This is a genomic window from Pseudonocardia sp. T1-2H, assembly GCF_038039215.1.
Lineage (GTDB): Bacteria > Actinomycetota > Actinomycetes > Mycobacteriales > Pseudonocardiaceae > Pseudonocardia.
Genome location: NZ_JBBPCL010000001.1, coordinates 3,060,465 through 3,072,671, shown reverse-complemented (window position 1 = coordinate 3,072,671; position 12,207 = coordinate 3,060,465). Strand labels below are relative to the sequence as shown.

12 protein-coding genes are annotated in these 12,207 nt (G+C 74.5%); 5 read left to right on the top strand and 7 right to left on the bottom strand.

Annotated features, from left to right (window positions below; genetic code table 11):
* The first annotated feature begins 3 nt into the window (after window positions 1–3).
* On the top strand, window positions 4–897 hold the full coding sequence (locus tag WBK50_RS15280; RefSeq protein WP_341336264.1) for an SAM-dependent methyltransferase: 894 nt from the start codon (window positions 4–6) through the stop codon (window positions 895–897).
* A gap of 12 nt (window positions 898–909) precedes the next feature.
* Window positions 910–3,075 (top strand): putative bifunctional diguanylate cyclase/phosphodiesterase, encoded by a 2,166-nt coding sequence (locus WBK50_RS15275; protein ID WP_341336263.1) that lies wholly within the window; start codon window positions 910–912, stop codon window positions 3,073–3,075.
* A gap of 452 nt (window positions 3,076–3,527) precedes the next feature.
* Here WBK50_RS15275 and WBK50_RS15270 read toward each other — a convergent pair whose 3' ends face one another.
* The 3 genes from WBK50_RS15270 to WBK50_RS15260 all read right to left on the bottom strand — a co-directional run bounded on the left by WBK50_RS15270 (window position 3,528) and on the right by WBK50_RS15260 (window position 5,966).
* On the bottom strand, window positions 3,528–4,055 hold the full coding sequence (locus tag WBK50_RS15270) for a glycosyltransferase (protein ID WP_341336262.1): 528 nt from the start codon (window positions 4,053–4,055) through the stop codon (window positions 3,528–3,530).
* 132 nt (window positions 4,056–4,187) lie between these two features.
* Window positions 4,188–5,405 (bottom strand): acyl-CoA dehydrogenase family protein, encoded by a 1,218-nt coding sequence (locus tag WBK50_RS15265; RefSeq protein ID WP_341336261.1) that lies wholly within the window; start codon window positions 5,403–5,405, stop codon window positions 4,188–4,190.
* A gap of 72 nt (window positions 5,406–5,477) precedes the next feature.
* Complete coding sequence (locus tag WBK50_RS15260) at window positions 5,478–5,966, bottom strand: DUF742 domain-containing protein (protein WP_341336260.1); 489 nt, start codon at window positions 5,964–5,966, stop codon at window positions 5,478–5,480.
* Window positions 5,967–6,256: 290 nt separating this feature from the next.
* Here WBK50_RS15260 and WBK50_RS15255 point away from each other — a divergent pair, with 290 nt between their 5' ends.
* Complete coding sequence (locus WBK50_RS15255) at window positions 6,257–6,910, top strand: Pr6Pr family membrane protein (RefSeq protein WP_341336259.1); 654 nt, start codon at window positions 6,257–6,259, stop codon at window positions 6,908–6,910.
* Here the strand turns inward: WBK50_RS15255 and WBK50_RS15250 are convergent.
* Complete coding sequence (locus WBK50_RS15250) at window positions 6,898–7,818, bottom strand: alpha/beta hydrolase (protein WP_341336258.1); 921 nt, start codon at window positions 7,816–7,818, stop codon at window positions 6,898–6,900. The genes WBK50_RS15255 and WBK50_RS15250 overlap by 13 nt on opposite strands.
* A 133-nt stretch (window positions 7,819–7,951) precedes the next feature.
* Between WBK50_RS15250 and WBK50_RS15245 the strand changes: the two genes are divergently transcribed.
* Entirely contained in the window at window positions 7,952–8,557 is a 606-nt protein-coding gene (locus WBK50_RS15245; RefSeq protein ID WP_341336257.1) for a sulfite oxidase-like oxidoreductase, read from the top strand.
* A 1-nt stretch (window position 8,558) separates the two neighbouring features.
* Window positions 8,559–9,251 (top strand): ferredoxin reductase, encoded by a 693-nt coding sequence (locus WBK50_RS15240; RefSeq protein WP_341336256.1) that lies wholly within the window; start codon window positions 8,559–8,561, stop codon window positions 9,249–9,251.
* Between the two features lie 61 nt (window positions 9,252–9,312).
* Here the strand turns inward: WBK50_RS15240 and WBK50_RS15235 are convergent, their stop codons facing one another.
* Genes WBK50_RS15235 through WBK50_RS15225 form a run of 3 tightly spaced genes read right to left on the bottom strand, consistent with a single transcriptional unit; the run spans window position 9,313 to window position 12,003 of the window.
* A complete protein-coding gene (locus WBK50_RS15235; RefSeq protein WP_341336255.1) occupies window positions 9,313–10,158 on the bottom strand; it encodes an NAD(P)-dependent oxidoreductase in 846 nt (281 codons plus the stop codon).
* 10 nt (window positions 10,159–10,168) lie between these two features.
* Window positions 10,169–10,975: a metal-dependent hydrolase gene (locus WBK50_RS15230; RefSeq protein WP_341336254.1), complete on the bottom strand. Its 807-nt coding sequence runs from the start codon at window positions 10,973–10,975 to the stop codon at window positions 10,169–10,171.
* Window positions 10,976–11,025: 50 nt separating this feature from the next.
* Window positions 11,026–12,003 carry a YihY/virulence factor BrkB family protein gene (locus WBK50_RS15225; protein ID WP_445942255.1) on the bottom strand — a complete coding sequence of 326 codons (978 nt, stop codon included), beginning with the start codon at window positions 12,001–12,003 and terminating at the stop codon, window positions 11,026–11,028.
* Window positions 12,004–12,207: the final 204 nt, after the last annotated feature.

Below are 12,207 nucleotides of genomic sequence, written 5' to 3'. Positions count from 1 at the left end.
GCCGTGCCGACGGGCGCCGGAGAGACGTCGACCCGTGAGGGAGCAGTCGGGGTGCAGGGCTCGGGGGAGAACGAAGGCCGGACCGGGAACGACGGGAGGGCGGACGTGCCCGCGGGGGTCGACCCCACGCAGCCGAGCGTCGCCCGCGTCTACGACTACTACCTGGGTGGATCGCACAACTTCGAGTCGGACCGGGTCTTCGCCCAGCGGGTCCTCGCGCAGATGCCCGACCTGGTGTCCGTGGCGCAGGAGAACCGGGCGTTCCTGCGCCGGGCCGTGTCCTACCTCTGCGCCCAGGGCGTCGACCAGTTCCTGGACCTCGGGTCCGGCATCCCGACCGTCGGCAACGTGCACGAGGTGGTGCACGCGGCGAACCCCGCGGCCACGGTCGTCTACGTGGACCACGACCCGGTGGCCGTCACCCACAGCACGGAGCTGCTGCGGGACGTCCCGCACGCGGACGCGATCGCCGGGGACCTGCGGGACGTCCGCGCGATCACGGGTCACCCGCTCGTCCGGGACCGGTTCGACCGCCGGCGCCCGGTGGCGGTCCTGCTGGTGTCGGTGCTGCACTTCGTCGGTGACGACGACGGTCCGGCGGACGTCGTGGGCGAGTACCTCGCCGACGCGGCTCGCGGGAGCCACCTCGTGATCAGCCACGCCAGCGACGAGGGACGGCCGGACGCGTCGAGCGCCCAGGCCGTCTACAACCAGAACCGCTCCCCCAACCGCATGCGGATGCGGACCGGGGCCGAGGTCGAGGAGCTGTTCGGGGACCTGACGCTGCTCGATCCGGGCGTCGTGCGGATCCCGTTGTGGCGCCCGGACTCCCCGGACGACGTCCGGCCGGGCGCGGATCTCTACCCGGGCGTCGCCGGTATGGCCCGGAAGGACTGACGGGGCGGCGCCGTGGGCGGGGACCGGGTGGATCCGGCGGCGCTGGCCGCGGACTGGACCGCGGCCGTCCTCGGCACGAGCTACGTCTCGATGAACCGCCGGGACCTGCTGCGGTACCTGACCGGGCTGGCCACCCGGCTCGTCGCGTCGTTCGACGCGCCGCAGTGGGACCGCACGGTCGCCGCGGGCGTCGGCCGGCTCATGGTCGCGGCGCACTTCACGGACGCCCGGTCCCTGGAGCGGACCCTCGTCGTCGTCGCGGAGCACCTGGCGCCCGCCGGCGCGGACCGCACGTCCCGCCTCGCCGCCCTGCAGGGCGCGCTCGCCGCCGGGTACGCCGAGGCGCTGCGCGAGCGCACCCTCGCCGAGCAGGAGCGGATCAGCATGGCGGCGTTCGCCGCCCGGATCGCCGCCGAGGAGGCCCGCTGGGCGAGCGAGGCGCGCTACCAGGCCGTGTTCGCCGGGGCCGTGATCGGGATCAGCGTCGCCGAGCTCGACGGGCGGATCGTCCAGGTCAACGAGGCGCTCTGCCGGATGCTCGGCTACGACGCCGAAGAGATCGCGGCCCGCCCGATCTACGAGTTCATGCACCCCTACGACGCCCCGGGCGACTGGCGGCGGGTGCGGGAGATGATCGCCGGCACGGTGGACCACCTGCGGATGGAGAAGGCCTACTACCGCAAGGACGGCACCGAGCTCTGGACCGACCTGGTGGTCTCGCTGATCCGGGACCAGACCGGGGAACCCCGCTATCTCGTCGCGATGGTCGAGGACATCACCGAGCGGCACCTGCTGCAGACCCGGCTGCAGCACCAGGCCCTGCACGATCCGCTCACCGGGCTGCCCAACCGCGCGCTGTTCTTCGACCGGCTCGAGGCGGCGCTGGAGGACGGGTACGCCGTCCCCGGCGTCTGCTACCTCGACCTCGACGGGTTCAAGGCCGTCAACGACACCCTGGGCCACGACGTCGGGGACCAGCTGCTGCGGACGATCGCGGAACGGCTGCGGGCCGAGCTCGCCCCCGAGGGGCATCTGGTGGCCCGGATGGGCGGGGACGAGTTCGTCGTGCTTGTCGAGGACGCCGCGGACCCGGCCCGGATGCGCCGGGTCGCCGAGCGCGCGCTCGAGACGGTCCGCCGCCCGGTGTGGGTCGAGGGCAACGAGATCCGGGTGTCCGCCAGCATCGGGATCGTCGGCCGGGACCAGGGCGGGTCCGGCGCCGCGGAGCTGATGAAGGCCGCGGACACCACCCTGTACTGGGCGAAGAACGACGGCCGCTCCCGGGTCGCGGAGTTCGACCGGGACCGCCACCGCACCGACGTCGCCCGCTTCGAGCTGTCGGCCCAGTTGCCGGAGGCGTTGCGGCGCCAGGAGTTCTTCCTGGAGTACCAGCCGCTGGTGCGGCTCTGCGACGGCGTGACCACCGGGGTCGAGGCGCTGGTGCGCTGGCGACGGGAGAACGGGGAGCGGCTCGGCCCGGACCGCTTCATCCCGCTGGCCGAGGAGACCGGGCTGATCGTCGCCCTGGGCCGCTGGGTGCTCACCGAGGCGTGCGGGCAGGCCCGGCGCTGGCACGACGCGCACGGCGGCGAGCGGCCGCTGATGAGCGTGAACGTCGCGGCGCGGCAGGTGCGGGAGCCGGACTTCGTCGACGACGTCCGCGCCGCCCTGGAGCGGACCGGCTGGCCCCCGGGGGCACTGCAGCTGGAGTTGACCGAGAGCGACGTCATGTCCGCCGAGGGCGGGCCGCTGGAGACCCTCGGGGCGCTGGCGGACCTCGGCGTGCGGATCGCGATCGACGACTTCGGCACCGGCTACTCGAACCTGGCCTACCTGCGCACGCTGCCGGTCCATGCGCTCAAGCTGGCCGGGCCGTTCGTCACCGGCATCGGGCCGGGCGGGCGCGACGGCCGCGGCGGCACGGCGGGCACCGAGGCCGTCCTGTCGTCCGTGATCGGGCTCGCCCATACGCTCGGGCTGTCGGTCACCGCGGAGAACGTGGAGACGGCGGAGCAGCACGGCCGGCTGCGGGCGCTGGGCTGCGACACCGGACAGGGCTGGTTCCTCGCCCCGCCGGCGGGGCCGGCGCGGGTCGAGCCCCTGCTGGGCCGCCCGCTGCCGAGACTGCGGCGCAGCCCGGTCCCGGGTGGGGAGCGCCGCCGGCCGGCTACGGGCTGACGACCCCGGTCGCGGCGACGCCGGCGTCGTCGGGCTCCGCCGGGCCGCCGGGCCGCTCCGCGTCCGCCGGGAACCACGGGAAGCGCGCCGCGCCCGCGCGGACCTGTACCCCGTAGCTGCGGGCTCCCGTGTGCGGGTCCGTCACCAGCATCTCGAAGACCGGTCCGGGGACCCCGGCGCGCAGCGCGTAGCGGCGCAGGGCCTCGCGGCGCTGCGCGTGCACCACCCGCCGGTCCGACGAGTGCGAGCCCAGCCGCTTGTGGTGCAGGTAGGTCGCCTCGTTCAGGACGACGAACTGCCGGTCGTCCTCGACGACGCGCAGCAGCATCCGCAGGAACCAGTCGACGAGCGGGGTGTGGGTGAACTCCGGGTCGAACCGGCCCGACGCCTCGAACAGCCGCCGCGAGACGAGCCCCCCGTGCATCGGGAACACCGTCCGCGCGAGCGGGTCCTCACTGGTCCCGTAGGCGGTCCGCCAGGTCTCCAGGTACGGCAGGTTCCAGTGCCGACGCGGCATCCCGTACCCCTTGCCGGCCCCGCCGCGCGGGTGCGCGACGTCGCACTGCCCGATCACGAACTCGACGTCGTCGTGGCCCGTGGTGGCGCCCACCAGACGCTCGACCGCCTCGGCCGGGAAGCTCGTCGTCGCCGTCGAGCCACAGGAGCCAGCGCGCGGACGTCGCGTCCGCCCCGGCGTTGCGCGCGGCGGCGATCCCGCGGGAGAACTCCCAGCGGTGCGGGTGCACCGTGCGCTCCCCCGCGGACTCCCGGCCGTCCATCCACTGGTCGGCGAAGCGGTAGTCGTAGGTGGCCGACCCGTCGTCCCAGAGGACGAGCTCGATCGGGCCGGGGTAGGTCTGGCCGTGCACGCTCGCGACGGCCCGGCACACCAGCACCGGGTCCATGTCCCGCACCGGCATCACGACGGCGACCCGCGGCAGGCCGCCGTCCCGCCCGGACTCCTGGGGGGAGTCGTCCACGTGCCCACCACCGTTCCGTCGAGACGCCTTTCCCCGGACAACGAGGCGCGCGCCGGACGGACGTGACCCGATCGGGCGAACGTCGGCCGGACCGGGCGCGCGCACGTGACATCCCGGGGCGCGCCGTATAGATCAGCCGAGCGGGCTCCGCGGCAGCAGCCGGTCCGAGATGATCTTCTTCTGGATCTCGCTGGTGCCCTCGAAGATGGTGGTCAGCCGGGCGTCCCGCCAGTGCCGCTCCACCCGGTGCTCGGTGGTGTAGCCGTTCCCGCCGTGCAGCTGGATGCCGTCCCCGGTGACCTCGGCCGCCATCTCGGTGGCGAGCAGCTTGACCATCGCCGCCTCCCGCTCGCACGGCTGCCCGAGGTCGATCAGGTGGGCCACGTGCTGGTAGAACGCGCGGGCCTGCTCGACCCGGGCGGCCATCGTCGCGAGGGTGAACCGGACGGACTGGAAGTCGCCGATCGGGTGCTCGAACTGGCGGCGTTCCTGCAGGTAGAGGATGCAGTCCTCGACGGCGGCCCGGGCGAGGCCGACGGCGCGGGCGGCGGTGTGCACCCGGGCGATGTTGAGCCACTGCTGCGTCGAGGCGAACCCCTGGTCACCGGCGGCGAGCTGGTTCGCGACCGGGACGCGCAGGCCGTCGAACTCCAGGTCCCAGGTCACGAAGCCGTGGTAGCCGATCTTGTCGATCGGCGTGCCGGTGATCCCCTTCGGGAAGGTGTCGCGCTCCTTCTCCACGACGATCGTCGCCAGGCCCGCGGAGCGCCGCTCCCCCGGCGCCGGGTCCTCGGTGCGCACGAGGACCTGGATGAAGTCCGCGGCCTTCGCGTTGCCCGTCCAGCGCTTGTGGCCGGTGACGACGAACTCGTCGCCGTCGCGCTCGGCGCGGGTGGAGACGGCGGCGAGGTCCGATCCGGCGTCCGGCTCGGAGAGCGCGATGGCGCCGATCCACTCGCCCTTCGCACTGCGGCGAAGCAGCTCCGCGCGGCGGGACTCGTCCGCGACCCCGGTGCCGGCGCCCTGGGCGCGGGCGATGATGCTGCCGACGCTCATCCAGGCGCGGGCCAGCTCCTCGGCCACCATGCAGTACTCGTAGGCGCCGAGCCCGAGGCCTCCGTGCTCGGTGGGGACGGTGATCCCGAAGTAGCCGAGCGCGGCCATCTCGTCGAGCAGGGACCGCGGGATCTCGCCCTTGACCTTGTCCAGCTCGTCCGCGACGGGCAGCACCCGCTCCGCCGCGAACGTCCGGGCCTGCGTCTGGAGCGCTTCGCGCTCCGGGGTGTGGTACTGCGCCGGGACCACGGGGATCGGGGGCTCGATGAACTCGGGCGTCGCGGGGTCGCTCATGGTTTCGTTCTCCCACATCGGCGGCCCCGACGCCCGTCGGGACCCCGTGCGTCACACCCTTCGCCCGGCCTCCTACAGCCGCCGCAGCCCGCTCAGCACCCGCTCCATCAGCGCGACGTCCGGGCCCTCGGCGCTGACCGTGCGGTGCACCACGAGCCCGCCGGTGACCGCCAGGTCCCCGACGATCACGCGCGCGACGCCGATCGGCACCCCGACCAGGGCCGCGACCTCGGCGATCGACGTGGGCCGCCGGCACAGGTCCAGCACCGGCAGGTGCTCGGCGAGCTCCGGGCGCCCGAACGCGGCCGCGGGGGTGGAGACCAGGGTCTCCAGGCCGAGCTCGTAGCGGGAGCGGGTCCGGCCGCCGGTGTAGACGTACGGCCGCACGAAGCGGGTGTTCAGGTCCTCGACGGCCGTGTCCGGCTCCGGACCGCCGGTCGCGGCCGGGGCGGTCGCGACCTTCTCCGCCGCGCGCTCGGCCCGGCTCCTGCGCCTCTTGCGCGGCGCGCCGCCGAAGCGCGCCCCGGTGAACCCGATCTCGAAGTCGTCGGGGGGCGTCACGGGACCACCCGGGAGAACCTGGTCATCGCCTGGGTTCACCTTCCTGCGGCTCATCACCGGTTCGGGGAGCGTGGGTGCCGCCGGGCCCGGGACACCTGATGCCAGACCCTCGCCAGGACGCGTTACGCGGCTGTGTCCGAGCTGTTCCGCAGGCATGACGATTCGGGCCGCCCCGGCAGGAACCCCCTGGCGGGGGACGACCGACTTCCCAGCGTCACGGATCGGCGACGATTGCCCACCGATCGGGGACGTGGCCGGGTCGGGACCGTCGACACCAGTACGGTGCCGCCGTGGCCCGGACCGTACCCCTCGCTCGCCTCTGGTCCGGCGTCGTCGCCGCCGTCTGCCTGCTCGGCGTGCTGCTCCAGATCGTCTCGTCCGCGGTCAACCCCAGCGAGCGGTTCCCGACCGGCGCGGCGAGCGCGGCCAACATCTTCTCGTTCTTCACGATCCTGACGAACCTGCTGCTGGGCGTCACCAGCCTGCTGCTCGCCCGGGGCCGGCCCCCGTTCGGATCGCGGGGCGGCACGGTGCTGCGCGTCCTGCACCTGGACGCGATCCTCGGCATCGCCGTCACCGGCGTCGTCTACCACCTGGTGCTGGCCCCGCTCGACGATCCGCGGGGCCTGGCGGCGGTGGCGAACTTCCTGCTGCACACCGCCGCCCCGGTCCTCGGCGTCGTCGGCTGGCTGGTCGTGGGGCCGCGCGGGCTGACCACCCTGCGGACCGTGCTGCTCGCGGCGGTCTACCCGGTGGCATGGTTCGCGGTCACCCTCGTCCGCGGCGCGCTCATCGGCTGGTACCCGTACCCGTTCGTGAACGTGGCGGTGCTCGGGTACGGGCGGGTCGCGCTGAACTGCCTGGTCGTCGCGGTCCTGTTCCTCGGCCTCGGCTTCGGGGCCCTCGCCGTGGACCGGCGGCTCCCGGGCGGTCAGGCCGTCTGAGCGCGCCCGGACAGCAGCTCCGCGAACAACCCGAGCGCCGCGGACACGGTGTCCTCCGCGGCGTCGACGGCGCCGAGGAACGCCGCGTAGCCGTGGATCAGCCCGGGCCCGGGCAGGTACCGGACGGGCACCCCCGCGTCCCGGAGCCGGTCCGCGTAGGCCGCGCCCTCGTCCCGCAGCGGGTCGAACTCCGCGGTGGCGACGACCGCGGGCGCGACGCCGCGGACGTCCGCATGGAGCAGGTCCAGCTCGGGCGCGGAGCCGTCCCCCGCCGGGAGGTACTGCGTGTAGAACCACCGCATGTCCGACTCGGTGAGGAAGTACCCCTCGCCGTTCTCGGCGATCGAGCCGCCGGCCAGGGTCGGGTCCGTCGCCGGGTAGAAGAGCAGCTGCCCGACCAGGGTCGGGCCGGCGTCGCGGGCCCGGAGCGCGAGCCCGGCCGCCAACGAGGCGCCCGCACTGTCCCCCGCCACGCCCAGCGCGCGGCCCGGGTAGCGGTCCGCGGCCCACCGCAGCGCGGCCCCGGCGTCGTCGAGGCCGGCGGGGAACGGGTGCTCGGGTGCGAGCCGGTAGTCCACGGACACGACGGTGGCCGCCAGCGCGTTGGCCACCCGCCGGCAGACCGGGTCGTGGGTGTCGACGTCCCCGACCACCCAGCCGCCGCCGTGCAGGTAGACGACGACCGGCCCGTCGCCCCGGGCCGGCTCGTAGACCCGCACCGGGACGTCGCCGGCGTGGGTGTCGGTGACCGAGGCGACCTCCTCCGGCACGAAGCCCGGCCCGCGCCGGGCCATCGCCAGGCTCCGGTAGTGGGCGCGGGTCTCCGGCGCGTCGGCGCGGACCAGTGGGGTGGCACCCGCGCCGGCGAGGGTGTCCAGGACGACGCGGAACTGCGGGTCGAGCGACATACCCCGACGCTAGATCGCCGGGCCCGCTCCCGCACCACCCGTCCCGTCACGATGCCCCGTCCGGGGCGGCGGAATGCCATGCTCCCTCCCGGCGCTGTGTCGGGGGTACGTCGGCGGAAGGGACGAGAAACCCATGGCGATCACCCGCGGGTTCACGGGCAGGCGACGCGATCGGGACGAGCGGCTGCCCCCGGGACAGTACGACGCGAAGGACGAGTGGCCGGTCCTGCACGTCGAGGCGACGCCGAGGATCGACCCGGCGCGCTGGACGTTCGGCATCGAGGGCCTGGTGGACAACCCGACCACCTGGACGTGGGACGAGGTGCACGCGCTCCCCCGCTCCCGGTACGAGGGCGACATCCACTGCGTGACGACGTGGTCCAAGTTCGGCATGACCTTCGACGGCGTCTCGCTGGACACTCTGCTGGAGATCGCGCAGCCGCAGGAGGGCGCGCGGTTCGCGATGGCGTCGTCGAGCACGGGCTACACGACCAACCTGTCGATCGAGGACATCACCGGCGGCAAGGCGTGGATCGTGTGGGAGGCGGACGGCGCGCCGTTGCCGGAGATCCACGGCGGCCCGGTGCGGATGCTGGTGCCCCACCTGTACTTCTGGAAGAGCACGAAATGGGTCTCCGGGCTGCGCCTGATGAGCCACGACGAGCAGGGCTTCTGGGAGCGCAACGGCTACCACGACCGCGGCGACCCCTGGCTCGAGCAGCGCTACCAGGGGGACTGACGTGACGAGTCCGTGGCAGGACGCGACCGTGCTCGACGTGCGGCGCGAGACCCCGAACGCCAAGACCTTCCGGCTCCGCCTCACGACCCCGATGACGCACCTGGCCGGGCAGTACTACGTGGTCCGGCTGACGGCGCCGGACGGCTACCGGGCACAGCGCTCGTACTCGGTGGCGTCGACGCCGGGTGGGGACGAGATCGACCTGACGGTGGAGCTGTTCCCGGAGGGCGAGGTGTCCGGGTTCCTGCACGAGGTCGTCGAGCCCGGGGACACCCTGGAGGTCCGCGGCCCGATCGGGGGCTTCTTCGCGTGGGCCGGGGACACGCCCGCGCTGGGCGTCGCCGGCGGGTCGGGCGTCGTGCCGCTCATGTCGATGCTGCGGCACGCGAGGGCGATCGGTCATCCGGAGCGGCTGAAGCTGATCGTCTCCGCGCGCCGGCCGGCGGACCTGTACTACGCGGACGAGCTGGTGGGGCCGGAGACGACCGTCGTCTACACGAGGCAGGCGCCGCCCGGGGATCCGCGGCCGCCCGCCCGGCTCTCGGCGGAGGACCTGAAGCCGCTGCTCGACGGCGCGCCGCGGACCGTCTTCGTCTGCGGGACCCCCGGGTTCTGCGACACCGCCACGGACCTGCTGATCGAGCTCGGGGTGGGGACCGACCGGATCCGGGTGGAGCGCTTCGGCCCGACCTGAGGGACCCTGACCGGCCTGACGCTCGAGTGGCTCGAGCACCACCTGACGCTGCTCGAGCCACTCAGGCGTCGGGTCCCGCGGCGTCGGGTCCTGCGACATCCGGACGCGCCGCGCGGCGGCGGTACATCTCCGCCGCGGCGCGGTTGAAGCCGTCCGGCAGGCCGATCGCGGCGAACGCGTCCGCGGCCTGCTCCATCTCCCGCACCCACCGCCAGCCCTTCTCCGCCGCGACGCCCGCGACGGCGCCGAGGGCCCGCGGGTAGTCCACGCCCGTCCGGGCCAGCTCGGCGCGCAGCTCCGCGTCGACCCCGAAGGTGCGCGCCGCCTCGTCGAGTTCCAGCCAGATCGCGGGCAGCGCCTTGCTCTGCAGCGCGAAGCAGGCCTTCAGCGCGCTCGCCGTGCCCAGCTCCGGGCCCAGCACCCGCGCGTCGAACGGGGTGCCGGCGAACAGGTCGGCGATCACGCCCGCGTGGGCGCCGGAGAGCCACAGCACGGTGCGGCCCTTCTCCCAGGCCGGCGGGCCGATCACCGCGCCGTCCACGACGTCCTCGGCCCCGAGGAGCGCACCGATGCCGGCGACGGTGCCGGGCGAGACGGCGTTGGCGTCGACGACCAGCGGCCGCCGCTCCCGCCCCTCGACGGCGGCGGCGATCTGCTCGGCGACGTCCCGCGCGGCGTGCGGCGGGCAGATGGAGATGATCACGTCCGACCGCCGCGCCAGCTCCGCGAGGTCCGGGACCCCGACGAGGTCCGCCAGCTCCGCGCGCTTGGACGTGGCCCGGGTCCGCCCCGCGGCCGCCCAGATCACCGCGCCGGCCCGGCCCTTGAGCGCGGAGCCCAGGGACGCGCCCATCGCCCCCGGGTGCAGGATCCCGATCACCGGACGGGCCGGCAGTTCACGAGTCACCCGATCATTCTCACCCGGTCCGGGGCAGCAGCCGCACGGCCTGGTCCCGCACGCTGAGCGCGAGCTCCAGGGCGCCGGGCACCACGTACACGGCGAGCGCGAGGGTCCCGATCGTCAGCAGCGGCGCGACGAGCAGCATCTCCACCTTCCCGCCCGCCCGGAACCGCATCGGCCGCGGGCTGCCGATCGGGTACCAGAGGCGCCCGCGGATGGGCACCGGCCAGAGCAGCGGCGCGCCGGAGGAGGTGACCGCGTCGCCGAGGGAGTGCACCACCATCCCGAGCGCGACGGCCGCGCCCAGCCAACCCACGGTCCCGGCCGTCCCGCCGGGCACCTGCTCCTGCACCGCCCAGGTCAGCCCGGCCGCGATCACCAGCGACGGCGGCCCGGGGACCAGGTGGTCGAGGCCCTTGATCGCCAGCGCCAGGCACACGAACAGCGTGCCGAGCACGACCGGCGTCCCCCACTGCGCGGAGGCCAGGTTGACCGCCAGGCCGAGGAACACCGCCCCCGCCGCGGTGTGCGTCAGCCCGCGGTGGGTGCCCTTCCCGGTGTCCCGGCGGCCGCGGGTCAGGTCGAACACCAGCCCGGACAGCGGCCGGACGGCCTTCGACGCGAGCCAGGACGCCCAGGAGAAGCGGCGCGTGGCCGTCGAGCTGGGGTGGTCGAGGTCCGGGAGCAGCGCGGCGCCGGCGGAGACGCCGGCGAAGGTGAGCACCGTCCCGGCGGTCGGGGCCAACCCGACGAGGGTGGGCGCGAAGCCCGCTACCGCGAGCCCGAGGGCCGCTCCCGACGTGGCGTGACTGACCCCGAGCACTCCGTGACCGTACGGGTGGCACGGCGCCCTGCCGCGGCGACGCGCCGTGATCAGTGCCGGGTTGCTCCGCGCTGCTCGACCGTACCGCGGCGGTCCTTCATGGGCTTGGGCCAGTAGTGCTGGATCGCCGCGTTGAAGTGGGCGCCGAGCACGATCGCCAGCCCGATGAAGAAGGCCGCGAGCAGGAACGCGATGGGGGCGGCGAGGGCGCCGTAGGTGTAGCCCGTGGTGGTCAGCCAGCTGATGTAGACGCGCAGCCCGGTCACCCCCACCAGGAACACGACGGCGGCGAGCAGCGCCCCGGGAATACCCCGGTACCAGGGCGGTTTCGCGGGCAGGGCGAGCCGGTAGAGCGTCGTCAGGGCGAGCATCAGGAGCAGGCCCAGGCCCGGGTAGTAGAGCCAGCCGATGAGCGTCACGGCCGGGTCCCGCCAGGAGCTCGGCAGCAGGCCCGGCAGCCGGTCCGGGCCCAGCGCCAGCAGGGGCAGGGCGATGATCCCCGCGACCAGCCCCACCAGGTACATCAGCAGCGCGAGGATGCGCTGCCAGACCGGGTTCCGGATGCCGTACTGGCCGTGGGCCCGGGTGATCGCGTCCACGAACGAGGAAATGGCCGACGAGCCGGACCAGAGCGAGATCACGAAGCCGAGGGACACCAGCTCGCTGCGCCCGGTGGTCAGGATGCTCGCGACGGTCGGGGCGATGATCTCGTCGACGGCGTTGCGGCTGAACACGTTGCCGGAGGCCCGGACGATCTCCTCCTGCACGGCCGTCAGGGTGTCCGGGCCGAACCACGTGCCGATGTAGCCGAGGCTGCCCAGGAGGCCGAGCAGCAGCGGCGGCAGCGACAGCGTCTGCCAGAACGCCGCGGCGGCCGCCTCGCTGAAGATGTTGTCGTCCCAGGCGCGGACGACCGTGCGCTTGATCGCCAGCCAGGCCCCGCGCGCGCCGCGCGGCCGGGGCTCCCCCGCGGCGGTCAGCTTCGCGGTGGGGTCCGCGGCGGGGACCGGCTCCTCCGGCCGGGCCACCGCGACGTCCGCGCTGCGGGTGTGCGGCCCGTGCTCGCCGCCGGGGAGGAGCCCGTCGCCCGGCCCGGGCGGTGCGGGGACGTCCGGGCACGTGACGTCCGGGCGCGTGGGGCTCTCGGCGGTGGCACCCCCGGTGCTGATCCGCCGGCCGTCTCCCCCGGGCCCGTCACGGATACAGCATGCGCGTCGGGGCCGGGTCTGTCG

Coding starts and splice junctions, on each gene's coding strand:
- WBK50_RS15265 (WP_341336261.1), bottom strand. CDS start 5,405: ATGAGCGACCCCGCGACGCCCGAGTTCATCGAGCCCCCGATCCCCGTG.
- WBK50_RS15250 (WP_341336258.1), bottom strand. CDS start 7,818: ATGTCGCTCGACCCGCAGTTCCGCGTCGTCCTGGACACCCTCGCCGGC.
- WBK50_RS15245 (WP_341336257.1), top strand. CDS start 7,952: ATGGCGATCACCCGCGGGTTCACGGGCAGGCGACGCGATCGGGACGAG.